The sequence below is a fragment of the Saccharopolyspora sp. NPDC050642 genome (assembly GCF_040654735.1).
GTDB classification, from domain to species: Bacteria; Actinomycetota; Actinomycetes; order Mycobacteriales; family Pseudonocardiaceae; genus Saccharopolyspora; species Saccharopolyspora elongata.
The window spans coordinates 1-23,260 of the sequence record NZ_JBFAIN010000018.1; the positions used below are offsets into that span (position 1 = coordinate 1).

At 70.2% G+C, this 23,260-nt stretch carries 19 protein-coding genes; 11 read left to right on the forward strand and 8 right to left on the reverse strand.

The features are described from left to right. Positions 1–109: 109 nt before the first annotated feature. Positions 110–1,357: a peptidase gene (locus tag AB0H93_RS25265; RefSeq protein WP_358575622.1), complete on the reverse strand. Its 1,248-nt coding sequence runs from the start codon at positions 1,355–1,357 to the stop codon at positions 110–112. A gap of 88 nt (positions 1,358–1,445) precedes the next feature. Here AB0H93_RS25265 and glgP point away from each other — a divergent pair, with 88 nt between their 5' ends. Continuing rightward, the gene (gene glgP / locus AB0H93_RS25270) at positions 1,446–3,998 is read left to right on the forward strand and encodes an alpha-glucan family phosphorylase (protein ID WP_358575623.1); all 2,553 of its coding nucleotides are present in this window, start codon (positions 1,446–1,448) and stop codon (positions 3,996–3,998) included. 55 nt (positions 3,999–4,053) lie between these two features. Here glgP and AB0H93_RS25275 read toward each other — a convergent pair whose 3' ends face one another. Next, positions 4,054–5,259: a Cmx/CmrA family chloramphenicol efflux MFS transporter gene (locus AB0H93_RS25275; protein WP_358575624.1), complete on the reverse strand. Its 1,206-nt coding sequence runs from the start codon at positions 5,257–5,259 to the stop codon at positions 4,054–4,056. Between the two features lie 121 nt (positions 5,260–5,380). On the opposite strand from AB0H93_RS25275, the gene AB0H93_RS25280 reads away from it, so the two are divergent. The 3 genes from AB0H93_RS25280 (at position 5,381) to AB0H93_RS25290 (ending at position 7,139) form a co-directional block, all read left to right on the forward strand. Further along, a complete protein-coding gene (locus AB0H93_RS25280; RefSeq protein WP_358575625.1) occupies positions 5,381–5,959 on the forward strand; it encodes a TetR/AcrR family transcriptional regulator in 579 nt (192 codons plus the stop codon). A 139-nt stretch (positions 5,960–6,098) separates the two neighbouring features. Beyond that, positions 6,099–6,512, forward strand: coding sequence for a DinB family protein (locus AB0H93_RS25285; protein WP_358575626.1), 414 nt, complete (start codon positions 6,099–6,101; stop codon positions 6,510–6,512). A 54-nt stretch (positions 6,513–6,566) separates the two neighbouring features. Further along, on the forward strand, positions 6,567–7,139 hold the full coding sequence (locus AB0H93_RS25290) for a TetR family transcriptional regulator (protein ID WP_358575627.1): 573 nt from the start codon (positions 6,567–6,569) through the stop codon (positions 7,137–7,139). Between the two features lie 11 nt (positions 7,140–7,150). On the opposite strand, the gene AB0H93_RS25295 is transcribed toward AB0H93_RS25290, so the two are convergent. After that, complete coding sequence (locus tag AB0H93_RS25295) at positions 7,151–8,089, reverse strand: helix-turn-helix domain-containing protein (RefSeq protein WP_358575628.1); 939 nt, start codon at positions 8,087–8,089, stop codon at positions 7,151–7,153. An 88-nt stretch (positions 8,090–8,177) separates the two neighbouring features. Here AB0H93_RS25295 and AB0H93_RS25300 point away from each other — a divergent pair, with 88 nt between their 5' ends. Next, positions 8,178–9,110: an NADP-dependent oxidoreductase gene (locus AB0H93_RS25300; protein ID WP_358575789.1), complete on the forward strand. Its 933-nt coding sequence runs from the start codon at positions 8,178–8,180 to the stop codon at positions 9,108–9,110. A 16-nt stretch (positions 9,111–9,126) separates the two neighbouring features. On the opposite strand, the gene AB0H93_RS25305 is transcribed toward AB0H93_RS25300, so the two are convergent. From AB0H93_RS25305 to AB0H93_RS25315, 3 genes are all read right to left on the reverse strand, one after another. After that, positions 9,127–10,242 carry a hypothetical protein gene (locus AB0H93_RS25305; RefSeq protein WP_358575629.1) on the reverse strand — a complete coding sequence of 372 codons (1,116 nt, stop codon included), beginning with the start codon at positions 10,240–10,242 and terminating at the stop codon, positions 9,127–9,129. Positions 10,243–10,682: 440 nt separating this feature from the next. After that, entirely contained in the window at positions 10,683–11,108 is a 426-nt protein-coding gene (locus tag AB0H93_RS25310) for a rhodanese-like domain-containing protein (protein ID WP_132492003.1), read from the reverse strand. Beyond that, on the reverse strand, positions 11,105–11,743 hold the full coding sequence (locus tag AB0H93_RS25315; RefSeq protein WP_358575630.1) for a cysteine dioxygenase family protein: 639 nt from the start codon (positions 11,741–11,743) through the stop codon (positions 11,105–11,107). Before AB0H93_RS25315 ends, AB0H93_RS25310 begins: the two co-directional genes overlap by 4 nt. Before the next feature lie 480 nt (positions 11,744–12,223). On the opposite strand from AB0H93_RS25315, the gene AB0H93_RS25320 reads away from it, so the two are divergent. The 4 genes from AB0H93_RS25320 (at position 12,224) to hrpA (ending at position 19,246) form a co-directional block, all read left to right on the forward strand. After that, on the forward strand, positions 12,224–12,991 hold the full coding sequence (locus AB0H93_RS25320) for an ABC transporter ATP-binding protein (protein WP_358575790.1): 768 nt from the start codon (positions 12,224–12,226) through the stop codon (positions 12,989–12,991). Positions 12,992–13,129: 138 nt separating this feature from the next. Continuing rightward, positions 13,130–13,912 carry an enoyl-CoA hydratase-related protein gene (locus AB0H93_RS25325; protein WP_358575631.1) on the forward strand — a complete coding sequence of 261 codons (783 nt, stop codon included), beginning with the start codon at positions 13,130–13,132 and terminating at the stop codon, positions 13,910–13,912. Between the two features lie 96 nt (positions 13,913–14,008). Further along, complete coding sequence (locus AB0H93_RS25330) at positions 14,009–15,187, forward strand: class I SAM-dependent methyltransferase (protein WP_358575632.1); 1,179 nt, start codon at positions 14,009–14,011, stop codon at positions 15,185–15,187. Between the two features lie 102 nt (positions 15,188–15,289). Next, the gene (gene hrpA / locus AB0H93_RS25335) at positions 15,290–19,246 is read left to right on the forward strand and encodes an ATP-dependent RNA helicase HrpA (protein WP_358575634.1); all 3,957 of its coding nucleotides are present in this window, start codon (positions 15,290–15,292) and stop codon (positions 19,244–19,246) included. Positions 19,247–19,745: 499 nt separating this feature from the next. Here hrpA and AB0H93_RS25340 read toward each other — a convergent pair whose 3' ends face one another. After that, positions 19,746–20,591 carry a DegV family protein gene (locus tag AB0H93_RS25340; protein WP_358575635.1) on the reverse strand — a complete coding sequence of 282 codons (846 nt, stop codon included), beginning with the start codon at positions 20,589–20,591 and terminating at the stop codon, positions 19,746–19,748. Positions 20,592–20,878: 287 nt separating this feature from the next. Here AB0H93_RS25340 and AB0H93_RS25345 point away from each other — a divergent pair, with 287 nt between their 5' ends. Beyond that, on the forward strand, positions 20,879–21,661 hold the full coding sequence (locus tag AB0H93_RS25345; protein WP_358575636.1) for an electron transfer flavoprotein subunit beta/FixA family protein: 783 nt from the start codon (positions 20,879–20,881) through the stop codon (positions 21,659–21,661). Positions 21,662–21,694: 33 nt separating this feature from the next. Continuing rightward, positions 21,695–22,645, forward strand: a complete 951-nt coding sequence (locus AB0H93_RS25350; protein ID WP_358575637.1) for an electron transfer flavoprotein subunit alpha/FixB family protein — start codon at positions 21,695–21,697, stop codon at positions 22,643–22,645. Between the two features lie 61 nt (positions 22,646–22,706). Here AB0H93_RS25350 and rnhA read toward each other — a convergent pair whose 3' ends face one another. Continuing rightward, the gene (gene rnhA, locus AB0H93_RS25355; protein ID WP_358575639.1) at positions 22,707–23,165 is read right to left on the reverse strand and encodes a ribonuclease HI; all 459 of its coding nucleotides are present in this window, start codon (positions 23,163–23,165) and stop codon (positions 22,707–22,709) included. Positions 23,166–23,260: the final 95 nt, after the last annotated feature.

Below are 23,260 nucleotides of genomic sequence, written 5' to 3' on the forward strand. Positions count from 1 at the left end.
TTCGGGCGAGCCATCCCACGCTCCCAACGATCGAAACGTGATCAACTCCAGCCACCACCATGCCAGACAAAGATCATTATGCAAGGACCCCTAAGACGCAAGGTCCTGATCAGCAGGCCGCCGCGCCGCCGAGCGCGCCGGTGCGGAAGGCTTCGAGCCGGGCGAATCCGGTCAGCGAGTTCGTGCCTTGCGCGTCGCGGGCGACGTCGTCGGATTCGAGCACGACCGCAACGGCCTCGTCGAGGTCGCCTTGCGACAGCCCCGGCTGCGTGGCGGTGTATGCGCCGGTCAGGCACATGATCTGCGTGCTGGCGGCGGCTCCGGTGGTGGGGCGGCCGAGTTCGGTCAGCGCGGCGAGCGAGAAGCGGGACGCGAGCAGCGTCGTGGCTGCTTGGTCGCCGATCCTGCGGTGCGGTTCGGTGATCGCCGCGCGATCGATGACGATCGCGGGAGGCTGCGCGCAGAACGTGGCGGGGCCGGTCGCTGCGGGACATGCAGGCGTCGAGCGGACGTCCGGCGCGGTCCAGCGCCCGCCGCGCTGGGCGACGAGATCGCCGAAGTAGCCGGAAATCCGGTCGGCGCGCAGTGCTTCGTCCAGCGGTTTGTTCGCATCGTCCGGGTCCGGCGCGGCCAGCGACGTTCCCGTCACGTCGGCGCAGCGTCGCGCGCCGTCGCGAAAACCGTTCTGGAACGCCGAAACGCGGTCGAAGGCGGTGCCGTGCGCCGCGGTGCTGCTCGTGCTCGCCGGGTCGCGGAAGACGACGATCGCGCGCATCGCCCGGTCCAGCTGCTCCGGGTCGATGCGCAGGTGCTCGGCGTGGCCGTCGACGACCCAGCGGATGAACGAACCCGAGTAGCAGTCGGCCATCGCTTCGAGGCGCACAGAGGCGTCGTCGACATCCATCCCGGCGCGCTGCTGCACCGCGTGGCCGATCTCGTGCGCGAGAACCACCACGACCGATGCGTCGCCGTAGTGCTCCCGCAGCACCGGAAGCAGCGCTGCGCGGTCCCAGGCGATCGCATCGACGGTGGCGCAGTAGTACGCGTTGCCTTCGACGTCCTTCACATCGGTCGCGCACGGTGGCGGGGCACCGGTGCCGTTGGTGTCGACCGAGAAGAACCCGCCGTCCAGGTCCCGCCAGGGCTTGCCGAACACCGCCGGGTACTGCGCTGCCCAGAAGCGCTGCACGTCGGTGACCGCCGTGGCCGCGAGCCGGTCGGCGTCGCCGTGGTCGGTGCCGTGCACGAACGCCGGATCGACCGTGTGATCGGCCACACGGGCGGGTTCGGGCGGTGCAGCCGTGCAACCGCCGGCGACCACCAAGATCACCAGCGCCACCAGTCCAATCACGCGCACGACGCCAAGCTTCCCATCGGTCGCGGTCGTGGGCTGCGCTGGCACGTCCGCGGACGGGCCGCGGCGTGCCGAGATATGGTCCGCTGCTGTGAGAGCAGTCCACCGCTTCACCGTGCGAGCCCACCTGCCCGAGCAGCTGAGCGCGCTCGGCACGCTGGCGACCAACCTCCGCTGGGCCTGGCACCCGCCGACCCAGGACCTGTTCGCCGCGGTCGATCCGCAGGTGTGGTCCGCGGTGGGGGCGGACCCGCTGCGGCTGCTCGCCGAGGTGCCGGCCGAGCGGCTGCGGCAACTGGCCGGCGACCAGGACTTCCTGGCGCGCACCCGGGCCGTCGACGACGACCTGCGCCGGTACCTCGCGGTGCCGCGCTGGTACCAGCAGCGGCAGGACGAGGACGCCGGGCTGCCCACCTCGATCGCCTACTTCTCGATGGAGTTCGGCCTCACCGAGGCCCTGCCGAACTACTCCGGCGGCCTCGGAGTGCTGGCGGGCGACCACCTGAAGTCGGCCTCCGACCTCGGCGTGCCGATGATCGGCGTCGGGCTGCTGTACCGGTCCGGGTACTTCCGGCAGTCGCTGTCGGCGGAGGGCTGGCAGGTCGAGCACTACCCGGTGCTGGATCCGCGCGGCCTGCCGCTGGAGATGCTGACCGAGCCGTCCGGGAAGCCGGTCCAGGTGCGGGTCGCGATGCCCGCCGGACGCACCCTGCACGCGCGGATCTGGAAGGCGCAGGTCGGCCGGGTGCCGCTGCTGCTGCTGGACAGCGACCTGCCGGAGAACGACGACGACCTGCGCAAGACCACCGACCGGCTCTACGGCGGCGACGCGGCGCACCGGATCCGCCAGGAGATCCTGGCCGGCATCGGCGGCATGCGCGCGGTCCGCGCCTACTGCGAGCTGACCGGCCACCCGCAGCCCGAGGTGTTCCACACCAACGAGGGCCACGCCGGGTTCCTGGGCCTGGAGCGGGCCCGCGAGCTGCAGGAGGACCCGGGGCTGCAGTTCGACCAGGCGGTGGCCGCGGTGCGGGCCGGGACGGTGTTCACCACCCACACCCCGGTCCCGGCCGGGATCGACCGCTTCCCGGTGGATCTGGTCCGGCACTACTTCGGCGACGGCTCGGCGCAGGCGCTGCTGCCCGGTGTGCCCACGGATCGGGTGCTCGCGCTGGGCGCCGAGGACAACCCGGGCATGTTCAACATGGCCCACATGGGGCTGCGGCTCGCGCAGCGCGCCAACGGCGTCTCCGAGCTGCACGGCGAGGTCATCCGCAAGATGTTCCGCAACCTGTGGCCGGGCTTCGGCGTCGCGGAGGTCCCGATCCGGTCGGTCACCAACGGGGTGCACGGCCCGACCTGGTCGGCGCGAGAACTCGGCAAGCTGATCGGCGAGTCCGAAATGGACAGCGGCGCCGGGTTGCGCGGCATCGAACCGGTCAGCGACTCGCTGCTGTGGGAACTGCGCTGCTCGCTGCGCCAGCGGCTGGTCGACGAGGTGCGCAGGCGGCTGCGCACCGCGTGGCTGCGGCGCGGCGCCTCGGACCTGGAACTCGGGTGGTGCGACACGGTTTTCGACCCGGACGTGCTCACCATCGGCTTCGCCCGCCGGGTGCCGACCTACAAGCGGGCCACGCTGATGCTGCGCGACACCGAGCGGCTGCGGGAGCTGCTGCTCGACGCGGAACGCCCGGTGCAGATCGTGGTCGCGGGGAAGTCGCACCCGGCGGACGAGGGCGGGAAGGCGATGATCCAGCGGATCGTGCGCTTCGCCGACCAGGCCGACGTGCGGCACCGCATCGTGTTCCTGCCGGACTACGACATGTCGCTGGCCAAGTACCTGGTGTCGGGTTGCGACGTGTGGCTGAACAACCCCGTGCGGCCGCTGGAGGCGTGCGGCACCTCGGGGATGAAGGCGGCGCTCAACGGCGGCCTGAACCTGTCGGTGCGGGACGGCTGGTGGGACGAGATGTTCGACGGTCACAACGGCTGGGCGATCCCGAACGCCGACGGCGTCAGCGACCCGAACCGGCGCGACGACCTGGAGTCCGCTGCCCTGTACGAGCTGATCTCCGACCACGTGGCCCCGATGTTCTACGAGCGCAACACCGACGGGGTGCCGGGCAAGTGGATGTCGATGGTGCGCCACACCCTGGCGACGCTGGGCCCGCGCGTGCAGGCGTCCCGGATGATCCGCGAGTACGTCGACAACCACTACACCCCGGCCGCCCGTTCGGTGCGGGCCGTGTCGGCGGACGACTACCGCGGGGCGCGGGAGATCGCGGACTACCGCGCCCGGCTGCAGGCGGCCTGGACCTGGGTGCGGATCAGCGACACCGAGATGTCCGTCGACGACGGCGGCACGCCGCTGCTCGGCGGGCAGGTCACGGTGCGGGCGCGGGTCGACCTGGCCGGGCTCGATCCGTCCGATGTGGACGTCGAGGTCGTCGTGGGGCGCGTGGACGACTCCGACGTGCTGCACGACTTCGTCACCGCGTCGATGCGCCCGGCGGAGGGCGGCCGCTACGAGGCGGCGGTGACCCTGCCGCACGCCGGCCCGGCGGGCTACACCGTTCGGGTCCTGCCCCGGCACCCGCTGCTGTCCGGCCCGGCCGAGCTGGGCAAGGTCGTCCTGGCCGGCTGACCCGTGAGCGTTTCGGGCGCCATAGCACCCCAAAACGCTCACAGGTCGGCTCAGGTCACGCTTCCGCCCGGATCGGCATCGGGGTTTCGTCCACGCTGACGCTCGGCGCGTGCTGAGACCGGCGCTGCAGGTAGCCGGCCCACGCCGCGGCCAGCAGGCCCGCCGCGCCGATCGCGGCGCCCACCCAGGCCACCGAGGCGAAGCCGAACCCGGCGCTGATGGCCATGCCGCCCAGCATCGGCGCGAGCGTGTTGCCGATGTTGAATGCCGAGGTGTTGACGGCCCCCACGAGCGTCGGAGCCCCGGGTGCGAGGGTGAACGCCCGCGACTGCAGGGCCGGGTTGGTGACGAACCCGCCGACGCCCAGGACGAAGACGAGGATGGTGGTGGTGATCGCGTTGCCCGCCGAGACGGCGAGCAGCGCGGAGGCGATCACCAGGGCGCCGAGGCCGACGAGGAGCGTGCCGACCGGGCGCGATTGTGCGGTGCGCCCGCCGATCGTCATGCCGATCAGGCCGCCCAGCCCGAAAAGCGCCAGCTCGGCGGGAACCCACGCCTCGGGCAGCCCGGTCACGTCGGTCAGCACCGGAGCGAGATAGCTGAAGGTCACGATGACCGCGCCGAAGGCGAAGGTCGTGATCGCGTACGACAGCCACAGCTGGGGTCGGGCCATCGCGCGCAGTTCGGCTGCGGCGCTGCTGGGCTGCTCGGGCGAGGCCGCGTCGTGGATGGTGAACAGCGAGCAGACCAGGCTCACCGCCGTGAGGACGGCGACGGCCCAGAACACCGCTCGCCAGCCGGCGAGCTGGCTGAGCACGGTGCCCGCCGGAACCCCGACGATGGTGGCGAGGGTCAGGCCGCCCGCGACGATCGCGACGGCCCGGCTCCTGGCGCCGGGCGGCACGAGGCTGACGGCCGCGGCCACCGCGACGGCCCAGAACCCCGCGTAGGACAGGGCGCTCACGATGCGGGTGGCCATCAGCACTCCGTAGCCGGGAGCCAGCGCGCCGACGATGTGCGCGGAGATGAAGACGCCTTGCAGCGCCACCAGCGCTTTCCGGCGCGGCCAGCGGATGGTGGCGATGGCCAGCAGCGGGGCGCCGACGACCATGCCGACGGCGAACGCGGAGATCAGCAGGCCCGCGTCCGGGATGGACACGCCGAGATCCGCGGCCATGCCGGGCAGCAGCCCCGAGAGCATGAACTCCGAGGTTCCCTGGGTGAAGATGCCCAGGCCGAGGATGTAGACGGCAAGGGGCATGGACGGTCCTCCAACGAGTCGGTGGTCACTGCCGGCCGACGCTAGCAATGTTTTGAAGCGGTCGATTCAAAATGTGACCGAGGTTTCGTTGCGATCGCTTCAAAACTGCTACGGTGGGGACATGGCCCGGCCGAGGAAGTTCGACGACGCCCGCGTCCTCGACGCCACGATGGACACGTTCTGGCGCAACGGGTACGAGGCGACGTCGACCCGGGACCTGAGCGACCGCACCGAACTGGGGCCGTCGAGCCTCTACAACGCGTTCGGCGACAAGCACCAGCTGTACCTGAAGTCGTTGCGCAAGTACTACGAGACCGCCACCGCGGAACAGGCCGCGGTGCTGCAAGGTCCGGGGCCGGTCAAGGACCGGGTGCGGGAACTGCTGGTCGACGCGATCGACGCCGACCTCTCCGGCACCGACCGGCCGGGCTGCTTCGCGATCAACGCGGCCATCGAGCGCGCGAGCTCGGACCCGGACGTCCGCGCCGAGGTGCGGCGGAACTTCGCGGCGGTCGAGGAAGCGCTGCGCGAAACCCTCGAGAGAGGACAGCGCTCCGGCGAGATCGACCCGACGCGCGACGCGGAAACCCTGGCGCGCCAAGTGCTCAGCACGTACTACGGGCTGCGCGTCCTGGCCCGGGTCCAAGACGACCGCCAAGTGCTGATGGGCATCGTGGAGAACCTGCTGGACGGGCTCTGACCACCAGCGCGCCGCCTGCCGGGGCTTCAGCGCATGATGGCCACGTGGATGATCAACGGCGGATCGAGTCTCTGCGGGCGGGTGACGAGCGGGCGACCTTGACACCGGCGTCCTCCAGTTCCAGCGCGAAACCCTGGCCATGAAGTGCGCGGGGCTGACCGCGGAGCAGCTCAGGGAGCGCGCGGTCGCGCCCTCGGGGCTCTCGTTGCTCGGGCTGGTCCGGCACTTGGCCGAGGTCGAGCGCAGCTGGTTCCGGAACGCGTTCCGCGGCGAGAACGGCAAAAGCCCCTGGACTCCGCCGGGGTCCGACGAGTTCGCCGATTTCGACGTGGACGCCGCCGATCCCGGCGAAGCGTTCGCGATCTGGCGCCGGGAGTGCGCGCGATCCCGGGAGATCGTGTCCGCCGCCGAATCCCTCGATGCCACTTGTGAATACCGCGGCGAGGTCATCTCGCTCCGCTACATCCTGGCGCACCTGATCGAGGAATACGCGCGGCACAACGGGCACGCCGATCTGCTGCGCGAACGCATCGACGGAACCACCGGTGAATAGCGATTCCGGTTCGTTCGCAACCAGTCGGTCGGCTGCGGGAGTACTGTTCGAATTGTGTCCCGCAACGCGGAATCCACCAGAGCCCGGATCTTCGGGGCGGCGGTCACCGAATTCGCCGCCCACGGCATCGCCGGTGCCCGCGTCGACCAGATCGCCAAGCGGGCACGGGCGAACAAGCAGCTGATCTACGCCTACTTCGGCAGCAAGGACGCGCTGTTCTCGGCGGTGCTGGAACGAACGATGGACGCGCTGGCCGCCGAAGTCCCGATCGAGGGCGACGACCTGCCCGGCTACGCCGATCGGCTCGCCGCCTACCACCTCGCGAACCCCCACGTGCTGCGCCTGCTGCTGTGGGAGTCCCTGGAGCGCGGCGATTCCGGCGTCGTCACCGGCTCCGAACGCTGGGCGCACTACCGCGAGAAGGTGGCCAGCGTCCGCCGCGCCCAGGAAAGCGGAACGGCCACCGGCGAATTCGACGCGGGGATGCTCGGATTGCTCTCGATCGGCATGGTCGGCTGGCCGCTGGCCGTGCCGCAGTTGCGCCGCATGATGCTCGGTGACGCGGAGCCTGCGGATCTCCGGGCGGCGGCCCGCAAAGCCGTCGAGCGCCTCGCCGAACCGCGCTGATCCGGCGGGCTTCAGACGCCGGCGCGGAAGGTGCGGCGGTAGGCCAGCGGAGCGACGCCGATCGCGGTGTGCAGGTGCTGGCGCAGCGACGCCGCCGTGGCGAAACCGACCTGGGCGGCGATCTCCTCGATCGGCAGATCGGTGGATTCGAGCAGGTGGCGGGCCCTGGCGACGCGCTGCTGGATGAGCCACCGGCCGGGGCTGAGCCCGACCTCGTTGCGGAACCGGCGGGCGAACGTGCGGCCGCTCATCCGGGCGTGCTCGGCGAGATCGGCCAGCGTCAGCGGCAGGTGGAGGTTCGCGGCCGCCCAATCCCGGGTCGGCGCGGTGCCCAGCTCGGACGGTTCGGGGACCGGCTGCTCGATGTACTGCGCCTGGCCACCATCCCGCCACGGCGGCACGACGCACCTCCGTGCCACCTGGTTGGCCACCTCGCTGCCGTGGTCGGAGCGCACGATGTGCAGGCACACGTCGACCCCGGAGGCCGCGCCCGCGGAGGTCAGCACGTCGCCGTCGTCGACGAAGAGCACGTCCGGGTCGAGGAGCACGTTCGGGAACATCCGCCGGAACGGCTCGACCAGGCACCAGTGCGTGGTCGCCGGACGGCCGTCGAGCAGCCCGGCCGCGGCCAGCACGAACGCGCCGGTGCAGATCGACACGATTCGGGTGCCGGGGCGGATTAGCGCCAGCGCATCGGCCACCGGCTGCGGCAGCTTGGTAGTCACCTCGGTGAGGTCGTACGGCGGGATCACGACGGTGTCGGCGGTGCTCAGCACCTCCGGGCCGTGCTCGACCGAGATCGTGAAGTCGGCGTCGCTGCGCACCGGGCCACCGTCGGCGGTGCAGGTCAGCACCTCGTACCGGCGGCCGGCGCTGCCGAAGATCCGCTTGGGGATGCCCAGCTCGAACGGGTACACGCCGTCGAGCGCCAGGACCACGACCCGATGCATGGCACGATCCTATCGAATGTTGGCAATCAAGCCATTTCGTCGGGCTCGGCCGGGAGGCAGGCTCGAAGGCATGAGTGAAGCCAGCAAGATGCGCGCCATCAGCCAGGACGTCCTCGGCGGACCCGAGGTGCTCCAAGAGGTGCGGCTCGAGCGGCCGGTTCCGGGCCCGAGCGAGGTGCTGATCCGGGTGCGCGCTGCCGGGCTCAACCCGACCGACTGGAAGCACCGGGCGTACAAGGTGTTCCTCGGCGAACCGCCGCTCGTCCTCGGCTGGGACGTCTCCGGCGTCGTCGAGGCCGTCGGCGTCGGCGTCACCCTGCACAAGCCGGGCGACGAGGTCTTCGGGATGCTGCCCTACCCGCACGGCGTCGGCTCCCACGCCGAGTACGTGACCGGCCCGGCTCGCGCCTTCGTCCCCAAGCCGTCCAATGTGGACCACGTGCAGGCGGGAGCCATCCCGCTCGCCGCGCTGACGGCCTGGCAGGCCCTGGTGGACACGGCCCGCCTGCAGCCGGGGCAGCGCGTCCTGATCCACGCGGCCGCGGGCGGAGTCGGGCACTTCGCCGTGCAGATCGCCAAGGCGCGCGGCGCGCACGTGATCGGGACGGCCAGCGCGGGCAAGCACGAGTTCCTGCGCGGCCTCGGCGCCGACGAGCTGATCGACTACCAGGAGGTCGATTTCGCGGACGTCGTCAGCGATGTCGACGTCGTGCTGGACCCGCTCGCAGGCGACACCCGCACCCGCTCACTGCGCACGCTCCGGCGCGGCGGCGTCCTCGTGTCGATCCTGCCGTTCGGACGGGAAGAAGACGCTGCCGAAGCGGAGCGTCGCGGCGTGCGGGTGGAGCTGATGCTGGTCGAGGCGGACCAGGAGGGCATGCGCGCCATCGCCGAACTCGTCGAGTCGGGCCGGCTGCGCCCGGAAATCGCCGGGGTGTTCCCGCTGGCGGACGCGGCCAAGGCCCACGCCCTCGGCGAAACCGGCCGCACCACCGGGAAACTGGTGCTCGCGGTGGAGTGATCCGTTTTGGAAGGGATCACGCCACCGAAAGCCGCTGGCGGGTCTCTGCGACCCGGGGCGACCACGGGGCCAGCTCCTCGGCCTTGGCCAATGCGGCGCGCGCGGCGGCGTTGTCGTGGCAGGCCATGTGCGCGCGGGCGAGCGTGGCGAGGTCGTCGGCGCGGGAGAGCGGGGAGTGGTTGTACTCGGCGCCGGTCGTGGCGAGGTGGACAGCGCGGTCCGCGTCGCCCTCGATCAACGCGAGGAGCCCATTGGTGCCGCTCAGTTCGAACTCCGGGTAACCGAGCTGGATCGCGTCCTCGAGCGCCTTCTTGGCGGTCGGCAGCAGGGTTTCCGCGGGCAGTTGGCCGGCTTCCACCGCCTTGAACCCGAGCCCCGCCAGGCCCGCCAGCAGGTAGGGCATCTTGCGCGGTGGGATCTCGTCGCTGTTCGCCAGCAGCTTCAGCATCATCATGACCCCCGTCGCGTAATCGCCGCGCGACTCCAGCACGGAGATCTGGCACGTGACCGTTCCGTTCAGGCCCGGATACTGCGCGGCGAGTTCATCGGCGTGCTCCTGCGCGCGATCGATGTCGCCCTTGCGCAGCGCCTCGTACGCACGAGCGGCCAGCGGTGCGGACAGGAAATCGGAGCGTTCGGGATCCTTCATGCGAGGAAGCGAGAAGAGCAACCAACCGGTCGACGTGGTCAGCGGAACCCGCATCGGCCACAACTTGTAGAGCATCAACGGCGTTGCGGCGAGCACGAAGCCGCGCCCGAACGGACCGTCGGCGAGCAGCCAGCCCGCCACGACCACCGCGACACCCACCAGCGCCGACAGCAGGCCGGCCAGCCAGCAGCGCAAGATCACCGGCGAACGCCACGGGCCGATCTGAGCCCGCAGCGTGATGGGCAAGGAACGGATCGTGAAGGTCACGTGTCCCAGCCGCCACGACGCGACCTCCCGCATCGCACCGAAGATCACCTGCCGGACCCGCAGCCCGAAAACCACCGAGCCCAAGAGCAAACCCAGCTGTGTCGCCATCGGAAGCAAGGCCACCCCGACCAGGGCGCCGAGCCAACCGATGGCCGCCCCGGCCGGCCCGCTGCCGGCGATCAGCTCCACGGCCATCACGGCGACCGCACCGGCCACGGCGGCTATGACCCAAGGGCGGAACAAAAGACTCTGAGCTCGCACAAGGACGAAAGCGTACGGGACCGGGCCGCGGCCGATACCCGCTTTCGACCAGGCGCCCAACAGCCGACGGAGCCAGCACCGGGCGCAAGCATGGGAACTTTCCTGTCACCGACCGCGGACGCAGCGCGAGCATGGGAACTTTCCCGTCAAACCAGCGCGGCGGGGATTGCCCGGATCGCAGCGCGAGCATGGGAACTTTCCTGTCACGGATGGCGGGGCCGGGGCCTGGTCGTGAGCATGGGAACTTTCCTGTCATCAAGCATGGGGCCGGCGCGAGGATGGGAACTTTCCTGTCAACGGAGGCGCCTTCGAGTTTGGGTGGTCGTGGCGCGAGCAAGGGAACCTTTCTGCCACAGGTGGCAGGAAGGTTCCCTTGCTCGCAGTTGGTCGGAGTGTCAGACGTTGGTGGTGACCGGGAGGCCGGCCGCCTTCCAGGCTCGGAAACCGCCCGCCAGGTCCGTGGCCTTGGTCAGGCCGAGCCCCTTCGCCTGGGCGGCCGCGAGGCTGGAGGCGTAGCCCTCGTTGCACACCAGGACCACCGGGCGGTCGGGGTGCAGGCCGTCCAGCCGGTGGCCGCCGGCCGGGTCCAGCCGCCACTCCAGCACGATCCGCTCCACCGTCAGCGAGCCCGGGATCTCGCCTTCGGTGAGGCGGTCGGACTGCGGCCTGATGTCGATGATCAGGCCGCCGTCCTGCTGCAACGCGAACGCCTCCCGCGGGGAGACGCGGGTGAGCTTCGCGCGCGACTCGGCCAGCAGGTGGTCGATGCCGTACGGACCGGCTGTGATGCTGGCCTGGCGCTGGATCGGGATCTCGCTCATCCGAGCTCCTTCGGCTGCGGGGCGGGCGGTTGCGGCGCGTGGATCCGCTGAGGTGGGACCGGCGGCACTTCGGCCAGATCCGAGTAGTAGCGGACCGGCAGCAGCGGCGGCGAGTACGCGTGCACGCTCGCCGAGTTCACCGAGCTGACGTTGCGGACCTGGTGAGCGCGCCCGCTGCCGAAGCCGACGCCCGAGCCGACGTCGTGGTGCACGGTGCGCACCGGGCCCGCGGGATAGCGGTAGTCCTCCCGGAGCGCGCCGAACAGAACGGAGAACGAGCCGGACGCACCGCCGTGGTCGTGCGGCTCCGTGCCTTGTCCCGGCGCCCAGGACAGCAGCCACAGCTCGACGCCCGCGGTCAGGGCGAGCTTGGCCCACCAGCGTTGTTGGTCGTCGACCCGGACGATGTCGAGCAGCGGTCCGGTCAGTTCGGACGTGACCAGGCTGGTGAGGTCGCGCAGTTCGCGTGGGCTCCACAGCAGGTGGTCGGGGCGGATCAGGTCGTGCAGCAGCGGCAGGTCGAGGCCGGGGTGCAGCTCGACCGCTCCGGGCGCGGGAACCGGTTCGGTCGGGGTGTATTCGGAAGCGGGGGCGGTCGGGTTGTCGTTGGACGGGTGCTGTCGCACAGCGCTCATGCGTGTCTCCAAGTTCGTGTCTTGCAAATGAGCACGGCACGACACGCACACCCCGCTATGGGGCGTGATTCGGTGGATTGATTCGTCGGGCCGCGCGATGAGCCTGGAAGGCGGTAGCAGAACCGCTTCAGCGACAGGCGGAGGTGACGACCAGGAAGAGGTCGATCACGCGATCGCGGGTGAGAAACGAATCGGACACGCTTGCGATCGTGGCACGGCCGCGGGGATCGTGCCAGCACGATCGCGGTCGTCCCGGTATCTGGGCACCCGGCGAGCGCTCGCGAGGCCGGGATCTGCCGGCCGGGCGAGCACAGGATGCGCCCGGCCGCAACTGCTGACGGAGCAGACGGAACAATGGGGCTCCGGAGGGACCTGCCGGAATCTGCGGCGGTCCGGACGGAGACGAACCGCCTGCGCGTCGCCCGCGGCGCCGCGGTCGGTCACGGCTGGGAGGTAGACGTGGACGACCTGGTCATCCGGATGGATGGCGTCGGTGTTCGGCGGGGCACGACGACGCTGGTGGCCGACGTGAACTGGTCGGTCGAGCTCGACGAGCGCTGGGTGGTGCTGGGCCCCAACGGCGCGGGCAAGACGACGCTGCTGAAGATGGCCAGCACCGAGATGCACCCGAGCGAGGGCAGCGTCGACGTGCTCGGCGAACGGCTCGGCAAGACCAACGTGTTCGACCTCCGTCCCCGCATCGGCCTGTGCTCGGCTGCGCTGGCGGCCCGCATCCCCGGCGACGAGCTGGTTCGCGACGTCGTGGTCAGCGCCGGATATTCGGTCGTCGGCCGGTGGCGCGAGGAGTACGACGCGATGGACACCGACCGGGCGGCCGAGCTGCTCGACCTGCTCGGCGTGGCGCACCTCGCCGACCGCGAGTACGCGACGTTGTCCGAAGGGGAGCGCAAGCGCACCACCATCGCGCGTGCTCTGATGACCGACCCCGAGCTGCTGCTGCTCGACGAGCCGGCCGCGGGGCTGGACCTGGGCGGCCGGGAGGACCTGGTGGCGCGGCTGTCCGCGCTGGCCATGGACCCGGACGCGCCCGCATCCGTGCTGGTCACCCACCACGTCGAAGAGATCCCGCCGGGCTTCACGCACGGCCTGTTGCTGCGTGAGGGCGGCATCGTCGCGCAGGGACTGCTCGAAGACGTGCTCACCGAGGACAACCTGTCGAAGACCTTCGACCAAGACTTGGAGCTGCAGCGCAGCGGCGCCCGTTACTTCGCCCGGCGGCGCGGCTGAGATCAGGGCGGGAGGCGCCGCTGCGGGACCGGACGACGTTCCGGGTCGAGCGGGCGCTGAGATCCGTGACACAGCAGTCGTGGGGCGGCGCGCGATAGCCTGCCCGGCGAGGTGGCGGTTCGACGAGGAGGTTGCTGCGTGGGCGAGTTCGTCAGGCTTGAGGTGGACGGCGCGATCGGGACGATCCGGTTGGATCGGCCGCCGATGAACGCCTTGAACCGGCAGATCGAGGTCGAGCTGCGGGAAACGGCGATCGAGGCCGCCGAGCGCTCCGACGTTCGCGCCGTGATCGTCTACGGCGGCGAGAAGGTCTTCGCGGCGGGCGCGGACATCAAGGAAATGGCCGACATGTCCTACACCGACATGGCGCGCAAGGAGGAGCGCGGCCTGTCGGACGCGATGAGCCAGGTCGCCGCCATCCCGAAGCCGACCGTGGCAGCCCTCACCGGGTACGCCCTCGGCGGCGGCTTCGAGCTGGCGCTGAGCTGCGACCGGCGCATCGCCGGGGAGAACGTCAAGGTCGGCCAGCCGGAGATCCTGCTGGGCGTCATCCCCGGCGCCGGCGGCACGCAGCGGCTCGCCCGCCTGATCGGGCCCAGCAAGGCCAAGGACATCATCTACACCGGGCGTTTCGTCGACGCCCAGGAAGCGCTTTCGCTGGGCATGATCGACGAGGTCGTCCCGCGCGACGAGGTGTACGCGGCGGCGCGCCGCTGGGCCGAGCAGTTCACCGGCGGCGCGGCCCGTGCGCTGGCCGCGGCGAAGGCCGCGATCGACGGCGGGCTGGACGTCGACCTGGCCACCGGGCTGAAGCTGGAGACCCACCTGTTCGCGGGCACCTTCGCCACCGAGGACCAGAAGATCGGCATGCGCTCGTTCGTCGAGAACGGGCCCGGCAAGGCGAAGTTCACCGGGAACTAGGCCCGGACGGAACGAATCGTGACAGCCCGCCCCACCAGTCCGCCCTGCGCTTCCGTTGCCGGAGCGCGGTTCCGGCGACGGCGTTGAGGAGTTCTGGTGGGGTACGGCTTCGATCTCGATGATGTTGCGTTCCTGCGCTCGGCGGCCGGGCGGGATGCCGTCGCCGAGCTTTCCGGGCTCGCGCTGACCAATTCGACGCGGCTCAACGACGTCGCCGCCGCTCGCAAGCTCGTCGGAGAGCGGTTCGCGGCGGCCGCGTTGGAGACGGCCGTGCTGCGGCGCAAGGCGGAGTCCAAATTGGACGACCCCGCCGGCTGGTTGTTCACCGATCCGGCGCTGCAGCAGGCGACGGCGAGCGTGGTGGCGCGGCATCGCGCGCAACGGCTGGCCGGGCGCGACGTGCACGACGTGACCTGCTCCATCGGGGCGGATCTGGCCGCGTTGGCCGCCGTCGCCCACCGCTGCGTGGGCTCCGACCTCGATCGAGTCCGGTTGTCCATGGCCCAGCACAACCTCGCGGTTGCCGGGCGGTCGGTGGCGCTCGTGGAAGCCGACGCACTGCGCCCGGTGACCCGAGGCACGGCCGTGGTCGCGGACCCGGCGCGCCGGGACGACGCCGGCCGGCGTCGCTGGAACCCAGCGGATCTCGTCCCACCGCTGGACGACCTGCTCGACGTCTACGCCGGCCGCGATCTCGTGGTGAAGTGCGCCCCTGGGCTGGATTTCGCGGCGGTCCCGGACACCGCCGAGGCCGAGGTGGTGTCGCTGGCCGGGCAGGTTCGGGAGGCCGCGCTGTGGTTCGGCGGGCTGGCGGCCCCGCAGGTTCGGCGCCGGGCGACGGTGCTGCGGCCGGACGGCACCGGTTGGACGATCACCGACGCCGAGCCGGACGACTGCCCGGCAGTCGAGGTCCGGCAGTGGATCGTGGACCCGGACGGCGCCGTGGTGCGCGCTGGGCTCGTCCGGCACTACGCCGCGCGGCACGGGCTCGCCCAGCTCGACCCGCACATCGCCTACCTGACCGGCGACGAGCCGCCCCCGGGCGTCCGCGCCTTCCGGGTCTTCGAGCACTGCCGCTACAACGAGAAGTCGCTGCGCGCCCTGCTGCGCAGGCACGAGGTGGGCAGGCTGGAGATCCTGGTCCGCGGCGTCGACGTGGATCCGGATGCGCTGCGCCGCCGCCTCAAGCTCAAGGGCTCGCAGGAAGCCACCGTGGTGCTGACCAGGGTCGGCGACACCGCGATGGCGTACCTGTGCCGCGCCGAGCGCACCTGAGTGCGCTAGGTCACTCGATTTCCCCTTCCGCGAGGGCGCGCTGTGAGCGTGCCGAAAACCAGAGGCAGTCGGTGCGGCGCCTTCTCTATGCTTGGGCGAAGTATGGGTACGTCGTCTGTTGAATCTCCGCTCGTCGATCTGCGCGAACGGTTGTCCGAGCTGATGCTGCACGACCAGCGTCGGCTGCGTCGTCGCATCGAGGGAGCCCGCAAGATCCGCGACCAGCAGGCCCTGGCGGCCGTGACCGCGGAGATCACCGGCGACATCGAGGCTGCGGAGAGGCGGATCGAGCAGCGCCGCGCGAACGTGCCCGAGATCAGCTATCCGGAGGCGCTGCCGGTCAGCCAGCGCCGGGACGACCTGCTCGCGGCCATCCGCGACAACCAGGTCGTCATCGTCGCAGGTGAGACCGGTTCCGGGAAGACGACGCAGCTGCCGAAGATGTGCCTGGAGCTGGGCCGCGGCATCCAGGGCCTGATCGGGCACACCCAGCCGCGGCGGCTGGCCGCCCGCACCGTCGCCGAACGCGTCGCCGAGGAACTCGACACCGAGCTCGGCGACGCCATCGGCTACCAGGTGCGCTTCACCGAGCGGGCCGGCACCGACACCTTGGTCAAGCTGATGACCGACGGCATCCTGCTGGCCGAGATCCAGCACGACCGGCTGCTGCGGCGCTACGACACGCTGATCATCGACGAGGCGCACGAGCGCAGCCTGAACATCGACTTCATCCTCGGGTACCTCAAGCAGCTGCTGCCGCGCCGTCCCGACCTGAAGGTGATCATCACCTCGGCCACCATCGATCCGGAGCGCTTCTCGCGGCACTTCGACGACGCGCCGGTGATCGAGGTCTCCGGGCGCACCTATCCCGTCGAGGTCCGGTACCGCCCGCTGCTGGACGACTCCGACGAGAACGAGGACGTCGTCCGCGACCAGACGCAGGCCATCTGCGACGCCGTGGGCGAGCTCTGCGCGGAAGGCCCCGGCGACATCCTGGTCTTCCTCAGCGGTGAACGGGAGATCCGGGACGCCACCGACGCGCTGAAGCAGCAGAACCTGCGCAACACCGAGGTGCTGCCGCTGTACGCGCGGTTGACGGCCGCCGAGCAGCACCGCGTGTTCCAGCCGCACTCCGGCCGGCGGATCGTGCTGTCGACCAACGTGGCCGAGACCTCGCTGACCGTGCCGGGCATCAAGTACGTCATCGACCCCGGCACCGCGCGCATCTCCCGGTACAGCTTCCGGACGAAGGTGCAGCGGCTGCCCATCGAACCGATCTCGCAGGCCTCGGCGAACCAGCGCAAGGGCCGCTGCGGCCGGGTTTCCGAAGGCATCTGCGTCCGGCTGTACTCCGAGGAGGACTTCGAGTCCCGCCCGGAGTTCACCGACCCGGAGATCCTGCGCACCCACCTGGCCTCGGTCATCCTGCAGATGACCTCGCTGGGGCTGGGCGAGATCGAGTCGTTCCCGTTCCTGGAGCCGCCGGACCGCCGCCAGATCACCGACGGCGTCAACCTGCTCCACGAGCTGGGTGCCCTGGACCGGTCGAAGACCGAGCTGCACAAGCGGCTGACCCCGGTCGGCCGCAAGCTCGCCCAGTTGCCGATCGACCCGCGCATCGCGCGGATGGTGCTCGAAGCGGAGCGCAACGGCTGCGTGCGCGACATGCTGGTCATCGCCGCCGCACTGTCCATCCAGGACCCCCGCGAGCGACCCGCGGACAAGCAGCAGGCCGCCGACCAGAAGCACGCGCGCTTCGTCGACAAGGACGCCGAGTCCGACTTCGTCACCTACCTCAACATGTGGCGGTACCTGCGCACCCAGCAGAAGGAACTGTCCTCCAACCAGTTCCGCAAGCTGTGCCGGACCGACTTCCTCAACTACCTGCGGGTCCGCGAGTGGCAGGACCTCTACGGCCAGCTGCGGCAGATGGTCAAGTCGATGGGCATGACGCTCGGCGACGAGCAGGCCGAGGCGTCGCGGATCCACCAGTCGGTGCTGGCCGGCCTGCTGTCGCACATCGGCCTCAAGGACGTCGAGAAGAAGACCGAGAAGAAGCCGGGGCAGCCCGGGCGCGGTTCGAACGAGTACCAGGGCGCGCGCAACGCCAGGTTCGCCGTGTTCCCCGGCTCGTCGCTGTTCAAGAAGCCGCCGCGCTGGGTGATGGCGGCGGAGCTGGTGGAAACCTCCCGCCTCTGGGCGCGCATCGCCGCCCGCATCGAACCGGACTGGGTGGAGCAGCTCGCACAGCACCTGGTCAAGCGCAGCTACAGCGAACCGCACTGGGAGAAGGACCGCGCCGCGGTGGTCGCAGTCGAGCGCGTCACCCTCTACGGCGTTCCGCTGGTGGTCGGCCGCAAGGTCAACTACGGGCGCATCGACCCGGAGCTGAGCCGGGAGCTGTTCATCCGGCACGCGCTCGTGGAGGGCGACTGGGACACCCGGCACGCGTTCTTCCACGAGAACCGGGCGATGCTCGACGAGGTCGAGGACCTCGAGGAACGGGCCCGGCGGCGCGACATCCTGGTCGACGACGAGACGCTGTTCGAGTTCTACGACCAGCGCATCGGCGCCGACGTCGCCTCCGGCAGGCACTTCGACTCGTGGTGGAAGAAGGCCCGCCAGGAGCAGCCGGACCTGCTCAACTTCGAGAAGTCGATGTTGATCAACCAGGAATCGGCGGCGGTCAGCGACCAGGACTACCCCGACTTCTGGGCGCAGGGCGGGCACCGGCTGCCGCTGTCGTACCAGTTCGAGCCGGGCGCCGACGCGGACGGCGTGACCGTGCACATCCCGCTGGCGGTGCTCAACCAGATCGAACCGGATGGTTTCGACTGGCAGATCCCCGGCCTGCGCGAGGAAGTCGTGACGGCCCTGCTGAAGTCGTTGCCCAAGAACGTGCGCCGGAACTTCGTCCCGGCCCCGGACTTCGCCAAGGCGGCGCTGTCCCGGATGCCCTCGTCGGACGGCCCGCTTCTGGACGCCCTGCAACGACAGCTCCAGGGCATGACCGGCGTCGCCGTGTCGCGCTCCGAATGGGACCTCGAGCGGGTGCCGGAGCACCTGAAGATGACCTTCCGCGTGGTGGACGGCAAGGGCCGCAAGCTCGCCGAGTCCAAGGACCTGGAGTCGCTCAAGCAGCGGCTGAAACCCAAGCTCCGCGCCGAGATCTCCGCCGCCGCCGACGACGTCGAGCAGCGCGGGCTGCGCTCCTGGAGCTTCGGCTCGTTGCCTCGTACCTTCGAGCAGCAGCGCTCCGGCCACGCGGTGAAGGCGTATCCGGCGTTGGTGGACGAGCAGGACAGCGTCGCGGTGCGGATGTTCGACACCGAGGAGGAGCAGCGGCAGGCGCTGTGGGACGGCACCCGGCGAATGCTGCTGCTGAACCTCCCGTCGCCGGTGAAGTCCATCCAGCGCGGGATGAGCAGCACCGCCCGGCTCGTGCTGGGCAGCAGCCGGTACGGCGACCTCGCCGCCGTGCTCGACGACTGCGTGAGCTGCGCCGTCGACAAGCTGATGGCGGATTACGGCGGCCCGGTGTGGGACCAGGCTGCCTACGATTCCCTGCAGGCCAAGGTCCGGGCACGGCTGGGCGAGGTCACCGTCGACGCGGTGTCCAAAGTGGAGCAGGTGCTGATGGCGGCGCAGCGGGTGGAGACGTTGCTGGCCGACCAGCCCCGGAACCTGAACCCCGCCGCGCTCGCCGACATCCAGGACCAGCTGGGCGGGCTGCTCTACCCCGGCTTCGTGACCGGGACCGGTTTCGCGCGGCTGTCCGATCTGACGCGCTACCTGCGCGGGATCGAGCAGCGGCTGGACAAGCTGCAGCACCATCCGCAGCGCGACCGGGACTGGATGCAGCAGGTGGACGAGGTCGAGCAGCGCTACCGGGACATGCTGGCGGACCTTCCGCCGGGGCGCGCCCCGGGCGAATCCCTGCGGCAGATCGGGTGGCTCATCGAGGAGCTCCGGGTGAGCCTCTTCGCGCAGACGCTCGGCACGTCGCAGCCGGTGTCGGTGAAGCGCATCCACCGCGCGATGGACAAGTTGGAGCGCTGATCCGGCTCTCGCCGCGACTGCCGACGAGCCGGACAAGTGCTTGAGCACGGTCGTGACATGCATGGCTGTTCCCTCCGGGGTGCGAACTGGTGCGTCGGGCGGGCACCGGTTCGGTGCATCCGAGGCGCGACCGTTTCGAGCTCGCGTGATTCATCGGGAATTGCGTGCTCGAACGGCCGTGATCCCCGAAAAGCCGTGCTCTGCAAGGTCATGCGCCTGCAAAGGTCGCATGCCTACCCAGCCGTGTGCCTGCAAGCCGTGTGCTTTGCGAAGTCGTGTTCGGCGAAGGCTTTGCAGGACCGGAGTTTCGGAGAAAGGCGCCTCAGGCCGCCCAACATCGAGTATTCGCGCTCGAACTGTCGTTCGCATCACTCGACGGGGTGGAACCCGCTGCGAGATCGCGGTTTCGGCTCCTCGCGCGCGGCAGCAGCCGGAAAACCCGTTGGGAATGGGGAAGATCCGCGTCCGCGGCGAACGCGGAGGAGTGCCGCTGTGCCGCTCAGGTAGCGGGGGAGACGGTCACGCCCAATGCGCCCGGCCCCGCGTGGGCGCCCAGGACCGCGCTCGTCTCCTCCAAGGTGACGCGGCGGATCTGGGGCAGCTGGGACCGCAGGTCGTCCAGCACGCGCTGAGCTCGGTCGGCGAACTGGAAGTGCTCGACGCCGACATCGACCGGTCCGCTGCCGGCTCGCTGGACCGCGTTCGCGACCGCCTTCTTGAGCGCCCGGTCCGGCCCGATGCCCTTCGTCAGCTGGTCGATGACGCCTTCCTTGAGGACGAGCACCGGCTTGATCGACAGGGTCTGGCCGAGCCAGGCCTGCGCGCGCCCGATCCGGCCGCCGCGCTGCAGGTATTCCAGGGTGTCCACGTAGAGCAGCTGCGTGGTGGTGCGCAGGCGCCGGTCCAGCACGCTCATCACGCCCTGCGGGGTCGCGCCGGCGACGGCGGCTTCGGCCGCGGCCATCACCGGGAAACCGAGGCCGAGCCCGACCAGCCGGGAGTCGACCACGTAGACCGGGATGCCGATCTCCGCCGCGGCGGCGCGGGCCGATTGGCAGGTCTGGGAGAGTCCTTCGGAGATGTGGATGGAGATGATCGCCTCGGCTCCGGAGGACGCGGCGTCCGTGTAGTTCCAGAAGAAGGCCGGCGGCGGCGGTTCGCCGGTCGCCACCGGGATTCCGTCGCGCATCGCCTGGGCCAGCGTCGGGTGCGGCACCCGGCGCTCGTCGTTGTACTCGTCGCCGACCTTGAGTTCCAGCTGGACGACGGAGATGCCCAGCTGTTCGGCGACGTCGTGCGGTATGGAAGCCGTCGAGTCGGTCACGATGGCGACGCGTTGCCTCATGCGGGCCAGGCTACTAACTGGTAGCCGGTCGGCGTGCGTGCCCCGGCAGAAATACCGTCACCGGCACCCGGCGTTTTTGGGTACGGCGAGGTGAGTACCGTCACTCCAGGGGCCTGGTTGCACCGGTGCTACCGGCTAGTAACATTCTGGGTGGTTGGCGTCACTGTGCTTTTCGAACAGGGACGTGGCAAGGTCAACCTACCCGGACAAAACAGCGCCGGGTCCACAAGCAAAGCCGCTGGAGGACCAGCGAGCGTCGTCTGTCCGCAGGAGGTCGAAGAGGGCCCATGAACATCGTCGTCCTGGTCAAGCAGGTGCCCGACACGTATTCCGAGCGGAAGCTGTCTGCGGCGGATCACACGTTGGATCGCGAGTCGGCCGATGCGGTGTTGGATGAGATCAACGAGCGCGCGGTGGAGGAAGCGCTGTTGATCAAGGAGGCTCAGGGCGGCGAAGTGACCGTCGTCTGCATGGGCCCGGATCGCGCCACGGATGCGATTCGCAAGGCGTTGTCGATGGGTGCGGACAAGGCGGTGCACCTCTCTGATGAGGCGTTGCACGGCACGGACGCGCCGTCGACCGCGCGGGCGTTGGCGAAGGTGATCGGCACCGTCGAGGGTGTGGATCTGGTGATCGCCGGTAACGAGGCCACGGACGGTCGCACGGGTGCGGTGCCGGCGATGGTGGCCGAGGTTTTGGGCTGGCCGCAGCTGACCTTCGCGCGCAAGGTCGTCACCGATGGTTCGAGCGTGTCGATCGAGCGGGAGACCGACGCGGGGATCCTGAACGTCGAGGCCGCGCTGCCGGCGGTCGTCAGCGTGACGGAGAAGATCAACGAGCCGCGGTACCCGTCGTTCAAGGGCATCATGGCCGCGAAGAAGAAGCCGGTCGCCGTGTTGTCGCTGGCGGATGCGGGGATCGACGCGGGCGAGGTGGGCCTGGCCAATGCCGGGTCGGCCGTGGTGGAGTCCGCGCCGAAGCCGCCGAAGTCCGGTGGTGTGAAGGTCACCGACGAGGGCGAGGGCGGCGTGGCCGTCGCGGAGTTCCTGGCCGGCGAGAAGCTGCTCTGAGTCGTTCACGGGTTTTCGAGGAGGCATTGATTCATGGCTGAGGTTCTGGTCCTCGTCGATCACGTGGACGGCGAGGTCAAGAAGGTCACGCACGAGCTGCTGACCGCGGCGCGCCGGCTGGGCGAGCCGTCGGCGGTGGTGGTCGGCGAGCCGGGTACCGCTGGGAAGCTCACCGATGCGCTGGCCGCCTACGGTGCGGCGAAGGTCTACGCCGCGGAGTCCGCGGAGGCCGCGCAGTTCCTGGTGACCCCGCAGGTCGACGTGCTCGCCGCGTTGGTGGGCAGCGTGTCGCCGGCGGCGGTGCTGGTACCGGCGTCGATCGACGGCAAGGAGATCGCCGGTCGGCTGGCGATCCGCATCGGTTCCGGTCTGCTGTCGGAGGTCGTGGACCTCGACGGTGAGGGCGTGGCGTCGCACTCGCTGTTCGGTGGCACCTACGACGCCAAGGCCAAGGTCACCAAGGGCACGCCGGTGATCACCGTGCTGCCGGGCGCGATCGAGCCCGAGCAGGCCGCGGGTGCCGCGGCGGTGGAGTCCGTGGAGGTTCCGGCCGCCTCGGGCGCGAAGATCACCGGTCGGCAGCCCGCCGAGGCCGGCGACCGCCCCGAGCTCACCGAAGCCTCGATCGTGGTCTCCGGTGGTCGTGGTGTCGGTTCCGCCGAGTCCTTCGATGTCGTGGAGAAGCTCGCCGACAGCCTGGGTGCTGCGGTGGGTGCCTCGCGTGCGGCGGTGGACTCCGGTTACTACCCGCACCAGTTCCAGGTCGGCCAGACCGGTAAGACCGTCTCGCCGCAGCTGTACATCGCTCTCGGTATCTCGGGTGCGATCCAGCACCGGGCGGGGATGCAGACGTCGAAGACGATCGTCGCGGTGAACAAGGACCCCGAAGCCCCGATCTTCGAGATCGCCGACTTCGGCGTCGTGGGTGACCTGTTCAAGGTCGCCCCGCAGCTCACCGAGGAGATCACCAAGCGCAAGGGCTGAGCCCCGAGCTGATCTGACGCGGAAGGCGGGTCGCACCCAGGTGCGGCCCGCCTTCTGCGCGTCAGCCCGCGCGAGCTTCGTCGCGGCCCTGGCAGGCGAGCCGGTCGGCGCGCTCGTTCTCCGGGTGGCCGTTGTGCCCCTTGACCCATTCCCACTGCACGTCGCCGTGGCGCGCGCATTCCGCGTCCAGGCGCTGCCACAGTTCGACGTTCTTGACCGGCTGCTTGGCCGACGTCAGCCAGCCGTTGCGCTTCCAGCCGTGCACCCACTGCGTGATGCCCTTGAGCACGTACGTGCTGTCCGTGAAGATGCGCACGGCGGGCATCGGCCGGGTCAGCGCGGCCAGGCCCTCGATGACCGCCATCAGCTCCATCTTGTTGTTCGTCGTCGCCGCGTCCTTGCCGTAGAGCTCCCGCTCGTGGTCGCCGTACCGCAGCACGACGCCCCAGCCGCCCGGGCCGGGATTTCCGCTGCATGCGCCGTCGGTGTAGAGGTCGACGTGGTCCGTCGTTCGCTGCATACCCCGGAATCTAATCGTCGGCGCCGTTGCGTCGGTCCGGTGGTCGTGACAGGAAGGTTCCCATGCTCGCGTCCGGGCGCTCGGGGTAATGGGAG